Source organism: Burkholderia sp. BCC0405, assembly GCF_902833075.1.
Classification (GTDB): domain Bacteria; phylum Pseudomonadota; class Gammaproteobacteria; order Burkholderiales; family Burkholderiaceae; genus Burkholderia.
In genome coordinates, this window is the sequence record NZ_CADFEO010000006.1 from 160480 (window position 1) to 176837 (window position 16358).

The window sequence follows — 16358 nt, forward strand, 5'->3', positions numbered from 1 at the left end:
GCCACGCGAGGGCGAGCAGGTATCCCGGCATGCGTGTCATTGGAGCGGACGTCATCGCGCGGTGCGTTCGGCAAGTCGTCCGACCCAGTCTATGCGCGGCCCCGCGCAGGCGATTGATGCAAGTCAAACGCCGGAACGCGCTCGCCGGCGATCTGGAATCCGGTCACTTGCGCCTGGCCGTCGCGATGCATGACGATCGTCTTGAACGAGCCGGTGCGGACCGAGGAGAGACTCTGGAACGGATCGTGCGCACGATACAGCGACTCGCCCCGCTTGACCGAGCGGCTCACCGCATCGGGTTCCGGCTGCCCGGCGTCGCCTGCCAGCGCCAGTCGCGGATTTCCGGCAGGTCGTCGCCGTACCGGTCCACATGGCGTCGATGCTCGACCAGCCTGTCGCGCAGGTACTGCCTGAAATGCGCGGCCGCCTGCACCTGTTCGCCCACGTGATCGAGCACGGCCTCGCACAGATGGAAGCGGTCGACCCGGTTGAGGACCGTCATGTCGAACGGCGTCGTGGTCGTCCCTTCCTCGATGAAACCGTGCACATGGAAATTCGCGTGATTCGCGCGGCGATAGGTCAGCCGGTGAATCAGGGCGGGGTAGCTGTGATGCGCGAAGATCACCGGCCGGTTCGTCGTGAACATCGCGTCGAAATCCGCGTCGCTCAACCCGTGCGGATGGACGTCGGCAGGCTCCAGCGTCATCAGGTCGACGACGTTGACGACCCGGACGCGCAACGCCGGCAGATGGATGCGCAGCAGGTCGACGGCGGCGAGCGTCTCGAGCGTCGGCACGTCGCCCGCGCAAGCCATCACGACATCCGGCTCGCCGTCGCCGTCGTTTCCCGCCCACTCCCAGATGCCCGCGCCGGCGCTGCAATGCCGGATCGCGGCATCCAGGTCGAGCCATTGCGGCGCCGGCTGCTTGCCGGCGACGATCACGTTGATCCGGTTCCAGGTGCGCAGCGCGTGATCGGTGACGACCAGCAGCGTGTTCGCGTCCGGCGGCAGGTAGACGCGCACCGTGTCGGCCTTCTTGTTGACCGCGAAATCGATGAAACCCGGATCCTGGTGGCTGAAGCCGTTGTGGTCCTGCCGCCAGACGTGCGAGGTCAGCAGGTAGTTGAGCGACGGCAGCGGCCGCCGCCAGCGGATTTCCCGGCACGCCTTCAACCATTTCGCATGCTGGTTGAACATCGAATCCACGATATGGATGAACGCTTCGTAGCACGACATCAGCCCGTGCCGCCCGGTCAGCAGATAGCCTTCGAGCCAGCCCTGGCAGGTATGCTCGCTGAGCATCTCCATGACCCGGCCGTCGGGCGCGAGCTGGACGTCGTCGGGATCGGTCGCGGCCATCCAGGTGCGCGCGGTGACGTCGAACAGCGCCGACAAGCGGTTGGATTCCGTTTCGTCCGGGCCGAACACGCGAAACGTCCGGTCGGCCAGATTCGCGGACATCACGTCGCGCAGGAAGCTGCCCATCACGCGCGTGGCCTGTGCGTCGACCTGCCCGGGCGCGGGCACCGCCACCGCGTGGCGAGTGAAATCCGGCATCCGCAACTCGCGCGCCTCGCCGCCGCCGTTCGCCACCGGATTCGCGCTCATTCGGCGCGATCCGGCCGGCGCCAGCGACCGGATCGCCTCGCACGGACGCCCGTGCGCGTCGAACAGTTCGTCGGGGCGATAGCTGCTCAGCCAGTCTTCCAGCAAGTGCAGGTGCGCCGGTTGTTTCAGGTCGGCGATCGGCACCTGATGCGAGCGGAAGCTGCCCTCCGTTTTCAGGCCGTCGACGCGCTTCGGGCCGGTCCAGCCCTTGGGTGTGCGCAGCACGATCATCGGCCAGCGAGGGCGGGCGAGGTTGCCTGCGCTGCGCGCCCGCGCCTGGATGCCGCGAATCTCGTCCAGCGCGTCGTCGAGCGCGGCCGCCATGCGCTGGTGCGTGGCCATCGGCTCGTCGCCGGAGACGAACAGCGGCCGATAGCCATAGCCGGTCAGCAGGCTCTCCAGTTCGTCCTGCCCGATGCGGCTGAGGATCGACGGACTGGCGATCTTGTAGCCGTTCAGATGCAGGATGGGCAGCACTGCGCCGTCCGAGGCCGGATCGAGGAACTTGTTCGAATGCCAGGCGGTGGCGAGCGGCCCGGTTTCCGCCTCGCCGTCGCCCACGACGCAGGCGACGATCAGCCCGGGGTGATCGAAGGCCGCGCCGAATGCATGCGACAGCGAGTAGCCGAGTTCGCCGCCTTCGTGAATGGAGCCCGGCGTCTGCGGCGCGACGTGGCTCGGCACGCCGCCGGGGAAGCTGAACTGGCGGAACAGCGCGGCCATGCCCTCGGCGTTTTGCGGCACGTTCGGATAGGTGTCGCTGTACCCCCCTTCGAGCCAGGCGTTGGCGAGCACGCCGGGGCCGCCGTGGCCCGGGCCGGCGATGAACAGCACGTCGAGATCGCGCGCGTTGATCGCGCGGTTCAGATGGACGTAGATGAAGTTCAGCCCCGGCGTCGTGCCCCAGTGGCCGAGCAGGCGAGGCTTGACGTGCGCGATCTGCAGCGGCTCGCGAAGGAGCGGATTGTCGAGCAGGTAGATCTGCCCGACCGACAGATAGTTGGCGGCCCGCCACCACGCGTTCATGCGATGCAGCAGCGTGTCGGAAAGCGGGGCGGGGGAGGTTGGGTCGGCTTGGGTCATGCCATGCTCCTGCAAGTGACGCGCCGCGTGACGGACACTCGACACGTGGCGAATCGCCCGGTTTTCACCGTGCGATGCGATAACGACGAGACCGGCCCTTTGTCACGCGCCGGCGTCGATGGGCGGCGTCCGATCATGCATCCGCCGCGCGACAGTCGGATCGCGTCAGACGGACTCCGCGTGCGGCAGGGTCCGTCGTTCGGATGTCTGCATGAAGCGCCACGGCGCACATCGTTCCGGGTGGCAACATCGTCGGTCGCGGCAGCGTCCGGGCCGTTGACATGGGTCAAGCATGCTCCGGGCGGGATCGGGAGGCCGGCAGCGCAACCCGCCAACCACGATCCGCCCGCGCTCAGGCATCGTGCAGCGTCGTGAATGCTCGATACAGCACCCGTGGGTCGTGCTGTCCCTTGTAGACCGGGGGCGGCCGCCGGTCGAGATCGAGCAGTGCCGCGACGGCCGTCTGCGCGCTGCGGATCGAGTATTCGACGGTAAACACGACGTCGTCCGGCAACTCGCAGAACTGCCCGACGAAAGCAAGATTGGCCGTGCCCTCCGGCGTCACCTGCGGCCGGTCGCCGTCCTGGCGCGCCAGGAACTGGCTCGTGATGAACGGCATCATGCACGGGATGCAGGTGAGTCTGGCGAGGAGGTCGTCAGCCTGCTCGGCGAGTCGCAGATGTCCGAGCAATTCGGTCATGATCTCGCGCCCCGTGCAGGCCGCCATCGGCTTCGCGACGAAGTTGCCGGGCGCGTCGACGAACAGCCCGTATCCCCACAACACGCTGACGTCCTCGGGCTGGCCGAGGAAATGCGGCTGATGCGGCACGACGATCGACATCAGCCAGTTCGACTCCGCGAAGGTGATCAGGCCGCCTTCGCCGGGCACATTGCCGGTCAGGTCGCGAATCCGCTGGAGCAGGACGGGTTCGCGCAGCGTGGCCGTGAACGACAGCCATTTGGATTCGTCGATGTGATCGGCGAACGCGGCCGGGCGTCCGAATGCCGGCCGTCCCGCGGCGATCTTCTCCCACAGCGCCCATGCGCCGGCGTCGGCCCGGCCGTTGAGCGTCGCGGGGCGGTCCATGCCGCCGAGGCTCGATCCTTCCGTCATGGAGCCCAGCGTGACGATCGCGCAATCGCCTTCGCGCACCGCGATTCGGCGGGTGACGCCGTCGCGCTCGCAGACGATTTCCTCGACGCGGGTGTCGCCCTCGGTGCGGCTCAACACGAGATCGGTCACGCGGGTATTCGACTCGAACCGCACGCCGCGCTCGTCGAGCCATTTCTCGAGCGGCCTCACCAGCGAGTCGTACTGGTTGTAGACCGTGCGCATGATGCCCTGGAGCTGGTTGAATCCGGACACCATGTGCGCGAACCGGAGCAGATAGCGCCTGAATTCGACCGCGCTGTGCCAGGGCTGGAACGCGAAGGTCGTGCACCACATCAGCCAGAAATTCGTCGTGAAGAAACCGGCGTTGAAGTGATCCGAGATCCGGCTGTCTCCGAGCATGCTTTCCGGCTCGATCGACAGGCGTTCCAGCGCGACGATGTGCGCTTCGTCGAGCCCGAAGGGCGGCTTGTTCACCCGTCGGCCGTCGCGCACCAGGCGCGACTTCGACGCGGTCCGCATGGTCTCGTTCCAGTCGAAGATTTCTCGGGTGACGGAACCTCGCTGGTCGAGCGTCGGGATCGATGAAAACAGGTCGTAGGTGCAGAGGTATTTGCTTTCGAGCATGCGGCCGCCACGGATCACGTAGCCTTCCTCGGCCGAACCCGCGCCGTCCAGGCTGCCGCCCAGGCGATCGAGCGCTTCGATGATCGTGATATTGCAGCCGTGTATGTCGCCGTCCCGGATCAGAAAGGCCGCCGCCGCCAGCGATGCGATGCCGCCGCCCACCAGATAGAACCGGCTGTTGTCCCGATCGATGCCGGCCGCGCGTCGGCGGGCGGCTCGATCCGAATCCCGTGTGCTGCGTTGCATGGAAATGCCCCTGTTCAGATTGGGTGAAACCGCTGTCGACGCCCGGGGACGCCGGATCGCGCTGCCGTCATTGGCGAGCGCTCGCGCCACGATATCCGCGTTCCGGGCATGGCGATTGAGATGCGTCAACCGATCCGGATGCGGCAGGCCATGCCGGTGCGTATCGCGCGCGGCTTGACGCAACTCAAGCAGATCCGCGGCTTCGTGCGCTGCCATTCGGGTGCGCGCGAGGCCCTGTTGAGCGGGTGCGGCGCCGGATGGGCTTGATGTGCATCAAGGTGCCCGGTGACCCGAGGGGCGAGATTGATCACGGGGACGGCCACGACGAAGCGCGGCCGCCACGAATGCGATCCGAGGAGAATCGATCATGGAAAACGACTTTCGACAGGGGGCGCGACCAGAAGAGTCGCAGCGCGTATCGGGCGGCGACGACGTCGGCCTTCGGCAGTATGTGCGGCGCATCTACAACTATATGGCCGGGGGCCTGGCGCTGACGGGCGCCGTTGCGTACCTCGGCGCGTCAACCGGGTTTTACCGGTCGATCGCCGGAACGCCCCTCTTCTGGGTGGTGCTGCTCGCACCGCTGGCGCTGGTCATGTTTCTGAGCTTCCGCATCGAGCACATCGGCTTCGGCGCGGCGCAGATCAGTTTCTGGGCCTACGCCGCGCTGGTCGGGCTCTCGCTTTCCGGCATCTTCCTCGTGTATACGGGCGAGAGCATTGCGCGCGTGTTCTTCATCAGCGCGGCCACGTTCGGCGCAACGAGCCTCTATGGCTACTCGACACGGGCCGATCTCTCGCGCTTCGGCTCCTTTCTGTTCATGGGGCTGATCGGCATCATCATCGCGGGGTTCGTGAATCTCTTCCTGGCTTCGTCGGCGCTGCAGTTCGTCGTTTCCGTGATCGGCGTGCTCGTGTTCACGGGGCTCACCGCGTACGACACGCAACGCATCAAGCGTATCTACATCGCGGGCGAAGCGGGCGAGATCGCCGGCAAGAAGGCGATCATGGGCGCGCTTGCGCTTTATCTCGACTTTCTCAACCTGTTCCTGATGCTGATGCGGCTCTTCGGCAGCCGCCGCAGCTAGGCGAGCGATGGCGGACCAGGATTGGGAGCCCCGTGCGGCGAGCCCCGGCGGGATCATCGCTGGCGCAGACAGGGGCCGAGCCGTGATGAACCTGGCCAATCTTGGGGAACGGCCTCGGTTGCGCGATATCGGCGACGACGATGGCCAGCCTGGCTGCGCTGGCCAATGTTTCGCGAGCACGCTCGTGTTTGTTTTCGCTGCGCCCGATGACGATGCCGCTTGCACCGGCATCGAGACAGCGCTGTGCCAGTGCGAGCCCCATCCCTGAGCTGCCACCGAAGATCATTGTTCCGGCGTGTGCGATTTTCATCGATTCCCATTTTTCACGGCGGTTTGGCCCGTGAATTCTCAGGTAAACGATGCGGAACAAAAACTATGGATTCCTGTATTTCATTGCTGGGGCATCTGGGACATATCGACGAAAATCACTTCCCAGATATGGCCATCGGGGTCTTCGAAGCTGCGGCCGTACATGAAGCCGAGATCTTGCTTGGCATTGACGTCCGCCGTGCCGCCATGCGCTCCGGCGGCTTCAGTCATCCTGTCCACGCTGTCGCGATCCTCTGCGCTGAGCGCCAGCATCACCTCGCTTTCGCGCCGGGCGTCGGCGATGGGTTTCTTCGTGAAATGCGTCCATTTTTCACGCGTCATGAGCATCACGAAGAGGGTGTCCGACAACACCATGCAGGAACTTGTGTCGTCGCTGAATTGCGGATTCTTGCCGGCGCCGATGGCGGTATAGAAGGCCGTCGCTTTTGACAGGTCCTGCACGGGCAGGTTGATGAAGATTTGCCTGGACACGAATTCTTCTCCTTTCAAACAGGTTGAGATAAAAAAGAAGGCATAGCGGCGCAAGGATCGACTTCTTCGCGTGCGCCTTGTCGTCACCGGCGCTCGAAACGCCAATGCCGTTCGATTCAGTCATAGGACGCAGGACCTTCCATGGGGCGCAGCGCCGGATGTCGAGCACGCATCTCGTGTTCAGACGAGATGCAAGCCGCCATCGCATTCCATGATGGTGCCGGTGGTATAGCCGTTCCCGACGAGAAAGGCGATGGCCTGCGCGCCATCGTCAGGCTGACCGACGCGTCCCACCGGCAATTCGCTTGCATGCGGTGCGAAGCAGGCCTGCCGGGCTTCGCCGGTCACGGCGTTTCCACCACACCGGGGGAGACCGCGCTGACCCGGGCCGCGGCCCGTTCGCGAGCATTCCTCGATGTTCGCGCTGCGTCAGTTGCAGCGGGTGGAGATAGCATGCATGCTAGGCCGACCATCACTCCAATTGTTTGTCACGATGACTTCCATCATTGAGAATGATCTTCGCCGATTCGATCTCAATTTGCTGCTGGTCTTCCATGCGCTCATGCAGGAGCGTCACGTCACGCGTGCGGCGGAGCGGCTGTTTCTTGGTCAGCCCGCGGTGAGCGGTGCGCTGAAACGGCTTCGTGCCGCCTTTGGCGACGAGTTGTTCGTGCGCGGTCGCTCGGGAATGGAACCCACGCCGCGCGCGCTGGAGCTTTCCCGGCAGATCGACGCGCTGCTGATCGGCCTTCACGAGACCATGCGGGTTGGCCAGCCGTTCGATGCCCGGGCCGCCAATCGGACGTTCCGGGTCGGTGTTTCCGAGGCGATTGCGGTGACGCTGTTTCCTTCGTTGTTGAAATCGCTGGCCGCCGAGGCGCCGGGCGTGAGGCTCATATCGCTGGATACGGACTGCCACCGTGTCTCCAGCATGTTTGAACGCAACGAGATCGAGGTCGCGTTGGGGGTGTTTAACGAATGCGCTCAATGGCAACAGCAGCGCACGCTGCTGGATTGGCGCTTCGTCTGCCTCTACAACCCGGCGCTGATACGGACGCGAGGGGACACGTTGAGCTTGAGCGAGTTTCTGGCGCATCCGCATGCGCTCACCTCGTTCAAGGGAGAACTTCGAGGATTGATCGACGAGCGGCTGGAGGCGCTGGGCAAGCAACGGCGCGTGATATTTTCCAATCCGCACTTCGCCACCCAGCCTTTCATCGCACGCGACAACCCCGTGCTGGTGACGGTGCCCGACTACATCGCCCGCACCTGGAGCCGTAGTCTTGGCCTGCGCATCAGCCCGTTGCCGTTCGATACGCCGATCCATCAGGTCAGCGCGTTGTGGAAGACCGCGCATCAGGGCGACAGCGGCCTGCGCTGGCTCATCGGATTGATCGGGCAGGCGGCCCGAATGAGTTGAGCCCGCGCACGGGAGAACTTTGGTTCGAAACACGCACCGCGTGGCGGGACGGTCGCGACGCGCTCGGGTGTCGGATCGGTCGCCGGCGGCAGGCGCCCGGTCAGGTCGAAGCCCTGCTTCGCGACATCCGATTCGAAGCGCTGCAGCGTCAGCGCGCGCTCTTGCGTGACACGCATCACGTCGTTTGCATTCATCGTCGAGTACATCGTGCCGCGCGTCGTCGCGTAGACCGCGCCGATCAGCTTCAGGTCGAGATAGCCCGCCGAACTTCAATTGCCCGATGGCCCCGGCCGGCTGAAGCGCTGCTCGACCACCTCGGTTCCCCACTGCGTGCCCGCGGATTCGTGGGTCAGCGTGAAGCCGAACGACTCGTACCGATGGCGCGCCGAGTCCAGTCCCTTGAACGTCCACGGGCAGGTTTCGCGAAACCGCCGTGCGTCGACGAAGCGCATGGCTTCCGTCATGAGCCGGCGGCCGACGCCCGACCCGCGCAGCGCATCGTTCACGATGAACCAGCGCAGGGGCGCGACGCCCGTCGCCGGGTCGCCGTCGATCGCGAGCGTCCGCCCGTCTTCCCGGCGCAGCCAAAGCGCCTTGTCAAGGTGGATCTTCGTGGAGGCGGGTCATGCCGGGGGGCGCGTTTACCGAGGCCGAAGCCGGCGTGAACCAGAACGGCGGTGAGTGGTACTGGTGCGGATGGCGGCGTGCCACGAACCGGACGCATACTGGATGAATCCGGACCGCCTGCCATGCGAACGCGGGCGTCGGCCGGTCATCGATCCGCGGCTGCGGACAACGGAGCTCGCCATGAACCATCTGAAGCCGATGACGATTGCGTTGCTTGCCGGATGCGGCATCAGCGCCGGAACGGTCCACGCTGCCGGCAGCATGGATGCGCCGCCTTGCAGTGCAACGCAAGCGGCGGATCAGGGCGGGGCCGCCGCGATGCCGGGCACGTCGGTCCGCAGCTTTTCGACCGCCGGCTGCTCGGGCGCGGTGTTGCAGGGCGAACGGGCCACCGCGACGGTCGACGGCGACCGGGTCGAGCTGCGGGACGGCGCCGTCTACGTGAACGGTCGTTCGTACGGCGCGGTGACGCCCGCGCAGACGGTCGAATACGAAGCCGCGCACGACCGGCGCACGCTGAAGGTCGACGGGAAAGTCCGCACGCCGGTGCCCTGAGTACCGGCGCAGGCGCGCGGCAACCGTGTCGCGCTTACTCGACCAGCGTCAGTCGGCCGTCGCTGAGCCGCACCTCGCGGCCGATCCACGCGGCATCGACGCGCGGTAGCACGGCCGACGGCTTGCGCAGTTCGCGCAGCAGCGTCGCGCCGTGCGACAGCCGGCCGCCCATGCGCGCGATCACGGCGCGCGCCGCCTGGTACTGCGCGTGCCGGCCCGGGTCGAGCGTGTCTTCCAGCAGGATGTCGAGGCCGAGCACACCTTGCGTGTGGCCCGGATAGATCATGAAGCCGGCCGCTTCATCTGCGCCTTCGCTGCCGTCCTGCCAGAAGCTGCCGTTGCGTTCGCGGCGATCGGGATGGGGCGCGAACCACACGTCGCGGTCGGTAGCCGGCATCGCATGATGCAGGCGGAAGAACACGCGCATCAGGTTGTCGCGATACCACTCGCGTACCTGCAGGTACCAGCCGCGCAGGCCGGGCGCGCCGAGTGCGTGGAGCACGCGGATGGGCAGCGGCCAGTCGGGAAATGGCTGTAGCGGCAGGTCGGTCGGTGCGGGCCGCGCGGTGCCTGGATCGGTTTCCCACGGCAGCCGATGCGGGCTGTCGTCGAGCTGGCCGTATGCGGTCGGCGGACGCCCCCACAGTGCGCCGCCGCTGCTGGCCAGCGATGACGCGATGCACAGGTTGCCCTGCACGACGAACACGTAGAAGCGCGTGAACCAGTCGGCCAGTTGCTGACCGTCGGCGCGTCGCTCGACGAGCGTCGCGAGCTCCTGGTCGAAGCGCCGCAAGCCGCGCTCGAGCGTCGGCAGATGCCCGCGTGCGGCGCGCAGCATGCGCCAGAACACCGGCAGCGAACGCAGCAGCCGCAGCGGACGCCAGCGCAGCGGCGGCGTCGCGCCGCCGATCTCGCCGCTGTAGTTGCCGGCCGAGACGCCCCAGTCGGCGAGACGGGCGAGGAACAGGTCGTTGTTGATGTACGACGCGCCGCCATAGAGCGCGGTAAATGGTTCGTTGTCCTGCAGTACGCGTGCATCCCAGCGCGCCATGATGGCCGGGATGCTGCCGGCCGCGCGTCGTTGCGCGTACTCGACCAGCCGGCTCGGCTGCGGCGGCAGGATCTCGGCGATGTTCGCGGCGGTCAGGTGGCGATGCCAGCCGTAGCGGCTGATCGGACGGTACTGCAGCAGCCACATCTGCTGGCCGTCCCACGCCCATTCGACATCGCCCGGCACGTAGTGGAACGCGCGCAGCACGCGCTGCAGGAAGGTCCATAGCTGGGTCGCGCTCAGGCCGTGCGCGGCCGGGAACGTGCCGCGCTGCCAGGGCTCGCCGAGCCGCGACAGGATCGCGCGTTGCGGGCTGGCCTGTCCGTCGGCGAGCGTTTCGAGGTGGCCTTCCACCCATTCGACTTCGACGGCCAGATGCCGCACGAACGCGATGCCCGACAGCACCGGCGTGATGAAGCGCTGCACGACCGTTTCCTCGAGGCCGCTCGCGAGCAACTCGGCCACGCGTGCGGCCGCCTGCGCGGCCGGGACGCGCAGGAACGTCGTATGCAGGCCGGCGTTGGCCGCATCGGCCTGATCCTCACCGTGGCTCGACGAGCGGATCGCCCACTCGGCGTCCGGCTGGCTCGCGAGAAAGCCGGGCAGGTGCGGATCGGCGGCGCGGGTCAGCGACAGCGCGGGCGGCACGGGCAGGCCGGCCATCGCGGCGAGCGCCAGGCGCCCGCCTTTGGTATGCGCGACGAAGCCGGCGTCGCCCGCTTCGAGCCATTGCACGAACGCCGCCGGCGCGTCGATCCACGGATAGTGTCCCCAGCCGGCCTGCAGCGTGACGGTGAGGTCGGCACGCGCGAGGATGGCCGACCACGCAGCGGCCTGGCGCACCCCGAGCACGTTGTCCTGGTCGCCCCACACGAGTTCGATGCGATCGGTGACCCACTCGAGCAGCGGCAGTGCGGTATCGGCGCGCACGAGATCCCAGTGCGGCAGGAACGCGCGGCAGCGCGCATAGCCGGCGCCCATGCGGCGGTACTGCGCGCGTGTCCAGGTCAGGTTCGAGAATTTGCGGGCGAACAGCGCCGGGTAGTGCGCGAGCAGCCAGTGGATCGTCTTGCGCAGCGGTTTCGGCGCCATCAGTTTCGGCAGGCGCCGTTCCCACAGAAATGCGCCGACGGGCGCGAGCAGCACGCTGCGGCTGAAGTGGCCGGGGCGTCGCTGCAATGCGTGCAGCACCAGCAGCGCATTCACGCCGACCGCCATGATCGCGTGGCCCGGCTCGGTCGCGTCCAGCAGCGCTTGCGCATACGCGGCGAGATCCTCGCAGGGCGGCGCGGGGTTGTCGCCGAAGCCCGGGAGTTCCAGCGGCACGGGCCGGGAATGCCGGAAGTGGGGCAGCGCATCGTCCCACCAGTCGGCCGCGCTGCCGTTGCCGGCAAGGAGGTACAGGATCGGTTTGCTCATGGATGCTTCGTCGGCGGGCGATGTCGCGGTGGCGCCCGCCCGGTCGGGGCGGCGCCGTTGGCGGATGCCACGGGTCTTGTTCGTGTTGTCTTGTTCGCGTTGCGCCGGTGCGAGTGGAATGAAAGGGCGGCCCGCTCGGCTTGATGCTTGATTGTCGCGGGCATTCTACGCGAGTCGATTCGAGGCGATTTTCGTTCCGGTTGCGGGCCTGTCGATCCGTGACCCGTTCGCATGACCGGAGGTCGATTCGCTGAAATGCATCGAAGCCGGTGGATGATCCGGATCGAAACGCGCACTTTGCGCGACCGTGGAACGTAGAGCCTGACCGGAACACAGCCCGGTCAGGCTCATGTTTCTCGTGAGGACGCGGATGACTGCGACCATGCCCAGCGCGACTCCGTTCAGACGCTGGGCATGCATGACGCGTGCGGGGAGGCGTGACGTCGGCAATGAAACCGGCATGCCGTCGTTCGCCGTGAAGGTTTCCGCCGCGGGTTTTCCGAACGGGTGTCCGTTGCGCTTTACGCGTCGGGATCCATGCCCGCGCGTGGCGTGCGCCCGGTCCAGCGCCGATACGCATGACGGAAACTGCGCGGCTCGCTGTAGCCGAGACGTTCCGCAATGGCCGCGACCGTCAGCTCAGGGTCGTCGAGCATCCGCACCGCCTCGTCGCGGCGCACGTCGTCGAGCAACGCCTGAAACGTGAGGCCGTCCTTGTCGAGCCGCCGGCGCAGCGTGCGCTCCGTCAGGTGCAGCGCGTTCGCGAGCGACGTCATCGACTTGAAGCGCGCGAGGTCGCGCGCCATCAGCTCCTTCGCGCGATCGGCGAAGCGCGTGCCGACCGACGCGGCCCACTGCCGTTCGAGCGCCTCGCACTGGCCATGCAACGCATTGAAGCTGACTTCGTTCGCGAGAAGCGGCATCTCCGTGCCGTTCACCGACGTGAAGACGAGGCGGTTGTCGCCCGCATTGAACGCGACCTTGCAGCCGAAGTGGCGCGTGTAGTCGGCCGCATTGCGCGGTGTGCGGCGCGCGAGCTGCACCTGCTCGGGCCAGACGGGCTTGCCGACGAGATCGGACACGATCAGGCGCAGGCTGGACAGGCACATGTCGACCTGGAACACCTCGAGATCGGGCTCGCCGTTGTAACGGCCGATCGTCACGCTCATGCCGTCCGGATGCGCATCGATACGCACGTCGAAATACAGCCCCATGAACAGCGGAAACTGGCTCATGCACCGGAATGCCTGCATCACGGAGCCGCTGATCAGCATCGCGTAGCCGGCGAGGCCGAGCGTCGACACATGCAGCCGCGCGCCGATCGACAGCCCGATCGACGGCACGCCGCTGCGCTGCAGCAGGTTGCGGAAGCAGCGCTGCTCCTGGCCGCGATTGACGTGCAGGTTCGGCGACGCGACTTCGTCCGCGCCGAGCCCCGTGCCTTCGAGCAGCGCGGCGCCGTCGATATGCCGCACGCGGCACTCGTCCAGCGCGACCGCGATCGCGTGGACGGTGGCGGGAATGTCCTCCTGGCGCCCGGCCGGGCGCGCGAGGCCGAGCGACGAGCGCAGGCTGCGCTCGGCCCGGCTCGGGTTGGGATGGGAGCGGCGGTTCATAGGGCTGACGGGGCGACGGGGTCGCGTAGAACATAGCCGGAATGTCCGCAAAATGCCAGTGCGGCACCGCATCATGCATGACTCGCCGGCGCGACGCGCGGCACCGTGTCCGTAAATATCCCCTGAATACGTCCGCTTTTCTCATTCGTGGCCGATTTTTTGGCGCACCACACTTTCTTCCAGCCGTGCGCCGCCGGCCGCGCCGGGCGAACGAGTGTTGAAGCCGTGAACGCCACCCACGTGAGGACAGCATGGACAACGACAGCCCAGGTCGATACGCATCGGCCGCCGCGACGCATGAGTTCGGCGCGCACGCCATGCGAGGCGATGCGGACGAGCGCCGCCAGCTCCATCCGATCGGGCTCGCGACGCTGGTGATCTTCGGCCTCGCGTACATGTTGCCGATGACGGTGTTCACGACCTACGGGCTCGTCACGAGCGAGACGAACGGGCACCTGACGGCCGCGTATGCGCTCACGCTGGTCGCGATGCTGTTCACCGCGCGCAGCTACGGCCACATGGCGCGGCTGATGCCGAGCGCCGGGTCCGCCTATACGTTCGCCAGCCGAAACTTCGGCGCGTCGGCCGGCTTCATGGTCGGCTGGGCCTTGCTGATGGACTACCTGTTCATCCCGATGATCAGCTACCTCGCGATCGGCATCTACATGAAGCAGATTTTCCCTGGCGTGCCGGCCAGCGTGTGGATCGTCGGCAGCATCGTGCTGATCACCGGGCTGAACATCGTCGGCATCCGGCTCGTCAATCGCGTGAACCTGATCCTGATCGCGAGCCAGCTCGTGTTCATCGCGACCTTCTTCGTCGCTTCCGCGCGGGTCGCGACGGGCGAAGGGCTGTCGATGGCCGTCGCGCTGCCGTCGTCGGGCGATGCGCATGCGATTTTCGCAGGGTCCGCGATCCTGTGCCTGTCGTTCCTCGGTTTCGATGCGGTCACCACGCTGTCGGAGGAAACACGCGAGCCGACGCGCACGGTGCCGCGCGCGATCCTGCTCTGCACGCTGGCGAGCGGCGTGCTGTTCATGCTGGTCGCCTACGTCGGGCAAGTAGTGTTTCCCGACTGGCGCGCATTCAAGGATCTCGATTCGGCCAGCCTCGAACTGATGCGGCGCATCGGCGGCGGCACGCTGTCGGCGTTCTTCGTCGCGGTGTACGTGGCCGGCTGTTTCGCGAGCGCGATGGCCGGTCAGGCGAGCGTGACGCGCGTGCTGTTCGCGATGGGGCGCGACCGGGTGCTGCCCGAGCGCGTATTCGGCCATCTGCATGCGCGGCTGCGCACGCCGGTGCGCGCGACGCTCGCGGTCGGCATCGTGTCGCTGTCCGCGCTGTTCATCACGCTCGACCTCGCGTCGACGATGATCAGCTTCGGCGCGCTCGTCGCGTTCGCGGTCGTGAACCTGTGCGTGATGCGCAGCTATCTGCGCCGCGCCGAGCATCGCCGCTTCGCGGGCTGGATCACGTTCGGCGCGATGCCGGCGATCGGCTTCGCGATGAACGTGTGGCTCTGGTCGGGCCTGTCGCGCCAGACGTTCTACGTCGGCATCGGCTGGCTCGTGCTCGGGCTCTGCCAGCTCGTGTGGCTGACGCGCGGCTTCACGCGCCCGGCGCCGACGCTGTCGATGAATTGAACGACCGGTGGCCGGCTGCCGGCCGCCGGCTCTGAAACCCTGAAGGAGGAATCATCCATGAACGCTGTTGACGTCAATCCCGATGCGGACCTGCAGGCCATCGGCAAACGCCACCTGCTGATGCATTTCACGCACGCCGATGCGTACCGCGACCACGCGCTGACCGTGTTCGACCGCGGCGAAGGCTGCTGGCTCGTCGACCGCAACGGCAAGCGCTACTTCGACGGGCTGGCCGGGCTGTATTGCGTGCAGGTCGGCTACAGCCACGGCGCGGAAATCGGCGACGCGATCCGCGAGCAGATGGTGCGGCTGCCGTTCGCGACCAACTGGGGCGTGGGCCACGAGCCGGCGATCAGGCTCGCGCACACGCTCGCGGCGCTCGCGCCGGAAGGGCTGAACCGCGTGTTCTTCACGTCGAGCGGCTCGGAGTCGAACGAAGCGGCGATCAAGCTGGTGCGCCAGTACCACCAGTCGCGCGGCGAGCCGCAGCGGCGCAAGTTCATCGCGCGGCGCGTCGCGTATCACGGCACGTCGTTCGGCGCGCTCGCGCTGAACGGGATGACGAACTTCCGCAAGCATTTCGAGCCGCTGATGTCGGGCGTGCGGCATGTGGGCAACACGAAGCGCTATGGTCGCCCGGCGGGCGAGACGGAAGCGCAGTTCACGCGCCACCTGCTCGACGAGATCGAATCGCTGATCGTGCAGGAAGGGCCGGATACCGTCGCCGCGATCGTCGTCGAGCCGCTGCAGAACGCGGGCGGCAGCCTGACGCCGCCGGCCGGTTATGCCGCCGGGCTGCGCGACATCTGCGACCGGCACGGCGTGCTGCTCGTCGCGGATGAGGTGATCTGCGGGTTCGGCCGGCTCGGCGAATATTTCGGCTCCGCGCGCTACGGGTTGAAGCCGGACATCATCACGTTCGCGAAAGGCATCGCGTCGGGCTACGTGCCGCTCGGCGGCGTGATCGCGAGCGATGCGGTGGTCGACACGGTGCTCGACGGCCCGCAGCAGATGTTCCTGCACGGCGCGACGTACGGCGGCCACCCGGTCGCGTGCACGGCCGCGCTCGCGAACCTCGCGATCATGGCGCGCGAAGGCGTGCTCGAGAACGTCCGCGACAACGAAGCGGTGTTCCGCCAGACGCTCGACGGCCTGCTCGAACTGCCGTGCGTCGGCGACGTGCGCGGCGACGGCTATCACTACTCGCTCGAACTCGTGACCGACAAGGCCGCGCGCCGCTGGGCGGCGGGCATCAGTGCGCAGGCGTTCGTGTCGACGCTGCTCGCGCCCGCGATCTTCGACGCTGGGCTGCTGTGTCGCGCGGGCGTCGATCACGAAGGCACGCCGATCGTGCAATTCTCGCCGCCGCTCGTGATGTCGCGTGACGAGATCGTGTGGTTCGTCGCGAAGATCCGCGACATCCTCGTCGACACCTATGCACGGGCGACGCGCTGAGCGCGGCG

13 protein-coding genes and 2 pseudogenes are annotated in these 16358 nt (G+C 67.0%); 6 read left to right on the plus strand and 9 right to left on the minus strand.

All coding sequences use genetic code 11. The features are described 5' to 3' along the window. Positions 1–134: 134 nt before the first annotated feature. The 3 genes and pseudogenes from HWX36_RS11895 to HWX36_RS11905 all read right to left on the minus strand — a co-directional run. Positions 135–287: pseudogene (locus HWX36_RS11895) on the minus strand (Crp/Fnr family transcriptional regulator); the annotation flags it as partial. Next, the gene (locus tag HWX36_RS11900; RefSeq protein ID WP_175952297.1) at positions 287–2692 is read right to left on the minus strand and encodes a phosphoketolase family protein; all 2406 of its coding nucleotides are present in this window, start codon (positions 2690–2692) and stop codon (positions 287–289) included. The pseudogene HWX36_RS11895 and the gene HWX36_RS11900, both read right to left, overlap by 1 nt. 352 nt (positions 2693–3044) lie before the next feature. After that, positions 3045–4676, minus strand: coding sequence for an oleate hydratase (locus tag HWX36_RS11905; protein WP_175952298.1), 1632 nt, complete (start codon positions 4674–4676; stop codon positions 3045–3047). Positions 4677–4784: 108 nt separating this feature from the next. Between HWX36_RS11905 and HWX36_RS11910 the strand changes: the two genes are divergently transcribed. Together HWX36_RS11910 and HWX36_RS11915 are read left to right on the plus strand one after the other, a co-directional pair. After that, positions 4785–4943 carry a hypothetical protein gene (locus HWX36_RS11910; RefSeq protein WP_175952299.1) on the plus strand — a complete coding sequence of 53 codons (159 nt, stop codon included), beginning with the start codon at positions 4785–4787 and terminating at the stop codon, positions 4941–4943. A gap of 100 nt (positions 4944–5043) precedes the next feature. Then, the gene (locus HWX36_RS11915) at positions 5044–5763 is read left to right on the plus strand and encodes a Bax inhibitor-1/YccA family protein (protein WP_175952300.1); all 720 of its coding nucleotides are present in this window, start codon (positions 5044–5046) and stop codon (positions 5761–5763) included. Positions 5764–6153: 390 nt separating this feature from the next. On the opposite strand, the gene HWX36_RS11925 is transcribed toward HWX36_RS11915, so the two are convergent. Continuing rightward, positions 6154–6564, minus strand: coding sequence for a VOC family protein (locus HWX36_RS11925; protein WP_175952480.1), 411 nt, complete (start codon positions 6562–6564; stop codon positions 6154–6156). Positions 6565–6744: 180 nt separating this feature from the next. Beyond that, positions 6745–6912 carry an SDR family oxidoreductase gene (locus tag HWX36_RS11930; RefSeq protein WP_175952302.1) on the minus strand — a complete coding sequence of 56 codons (168 nt, stop codon included), beginning with the start codon at positions 6910–6912 and terminating at the stop codon, positions 6745–6747. Positions 6913–7057: 145 nt separating this feature from the next. Between HWX36_RS11930 and HWX36_RS11935 the strand changes: the two genes are divergently transcribed. Continuing rightward, positions 7058–7984 (plus strand): LysR family transcriptional regulator, encoded by a 927-nt coding sequence (locus tag HWX36_RS11935; protein WP_175952481.1) that lies wholly within the window; start codon positions 7058–7060, stop codon positions 7982–7984. On the opposite strand, the gene HWX36_RS11940 is transcribed toward HWX36_RS11935, so the two are convergent. Together HWX36_RS11940 and HWX36_RS11945 are read right to left on the minus strand one after the other, a co-directional pair. Next, positions 7921–8178, minus strand: coding sequence for a hypothetical protein (locus HWX36_RS11940; RefSeq protein ID WP_175952303.1), 258 nt, complete (start codon positions 8176–8178; stop codon positions 7921–7923). The two genes, HWX36_RS11935 and HWX36_RS11940, sit on opposite strands and share 64 nt — an antisense overlap. A 75-nt stretch (positions 8179–8253) precedes the next feature. Then, positions 8254–8580, minus strand: a pseudogene (locus HWX36_RS11945) (GNAT family N-acetyltransferase); the annotation flags it as partial. Positions 8581–8791: 211 nt separating this feature from the next. On the opposite strand from HWX36_RS11945, the gene HWX36_RS11950 reads away from it, so the two are divergent. Continuing rightward, positions 8792–9166, plus strand: a complete 375-nt coding sequence (locus tag HWX36_RS11950) for a sugar ABC transporter ATPase (protein WP_175952304.1) — start codon at positions 8792–8794, stop codon at positions 9164–9166. A 34-nt stretch (positions 9167–9200) separates the two neighbouring features. Here HWX36_RS11950 and HWX36_RS11955 read toward each other — a convergent pair whose 3' ends face one another. After that, complete coding sequence (locus tag HWX36_RS11955; RefSeq protein ID WP_175952305.1) at positions 9201–11636, minus strand: PEP-utilizing enzyme; 2436 nt, start codon at positions 11634–11636, stop codon at positions 9201–9203. A gap of 521 nt (positions 11637–12157) precedes the next feature. Continuing rightward, positions 12158–13252, minus strand: a complete 1095-nt coding sequence (locus HWX36_RS11960; RefSeq protein ID WP_175952306.1) for an AraC family transcriptional regulator — start codon at positions 13250–13252, stop codon at positions 12158–12160. Between the two features lie 251 nt (positions 13253–13503). Between HWX36_RS11960 and HWX36_RS11965 the strand changes: the two genes are divergently transcribed. Then, positions 13504–14895, plus strand: coding sequence for an APC family permease (locus tag HWX36_RS11965; protein WP_175952307.1), 1392 nt, complete (start codon positions 13504–13506; stop codon positions 14893–14895). A 57-nt stretch (positions 14896–14952) separates the two neighbouring features. Beyond that, positions 14953–16350, plus strand: coding sequence for an aspartate aminotransferase family protein (locus tag HWX36_RS11970; RefSeq protein WP_175952308.1), 1398 nt, complete (start codon positions 14953–14955; stop codon positions 16348–16350). The last annotated feature ends 8 nt before the right edge of the window (positions 16351–16358 follow it).

What these genes read in the sequence shown, in the direction of transcription:
- HWX36_RS11910 (WP_175952299.1), top strand. Translation starts at nt 4,785, where the DNA reads ATGGCGATTGAGATGCGTCAACCGATCCGGATGCGGCAGGCCATGCCG.
- HWX36_RS11900 (WP_175952297.1), bottom strand. Translation starts at nt 2,692, where the DNA reads ATGACCCAAGCCGACCCAACCTCCCCCGCCCCGCTTTCCGACACGCTG.
- HWX36_RS11905 (WP_175952298.1), bottom strand. Translation starts at nt 4,676, where the DNA reads ATGCAACGCAGCACACGGGATTCGGATCGAGCCGCCCGCCGACGCGCG.
- HWX36_RS11950 (WP_175952304.1), top strand. Translation starts at nt 8,792, where the DNA reads ATGAACCATCTGAAGCCGATGACGATTGCGTTGCTTGCCGGATGCGGC.
- HWX36_RS11935 (WP_175952481.1), top strand. Translation starts at nt 7,058, where the DNA reads ATGACTTCCATCATTGAGAATGATCTTCGCCGATTCGATCTCAATTTG.
- HWX36_RS11970 (WP_175952308.1), top strand. Translation starts at nt 14,953, where the DNA reads ATGAACGCTGTTGACGTCAATCCCGATGCGGACCTGCAGGCCATCGGC.
- HWX36_RS11955 (WP_175952305.1), bottom strand. Translation starts at nt 11,636, where the DNA reads ATGAGCAAACCGATCCTGTACCTCCTTGCCGGCAACGGCAGCGCGGCC.
- HWX36_RS11965 (WP_175952307.1), top strand. Translation starts at nt 13,504, where the DNA reads ATGGACAACGACAGCCCAGGTCGATACGCATCGGCCGCCGCGACGCAT.
- HWX36_RS11940 (WP_175952303.1), bottom strand. Translation starts at nt 8,178, where the DNA reads ATGAATGCAAACGACGTGATGCGTGTCACGCAAGAGCGCGCGCTGACG.
- HWX36_RS11915 (WP_175952300.1), top strand. Translation starts at nt 5,044, where the DNA reads ATGGAAAACGACTTTCGACAGGGGGCGCGACCAGAAGAGTCGCAGCGC.
- HWX36_RS11960 (WP_175952306.1), bottom strand. Translation starts at nt 13,252, where the DNA reads ATGAACCGCCGCTCCCATCCCAACCCGAGCCGGGCCGAGCGCAGCCTG.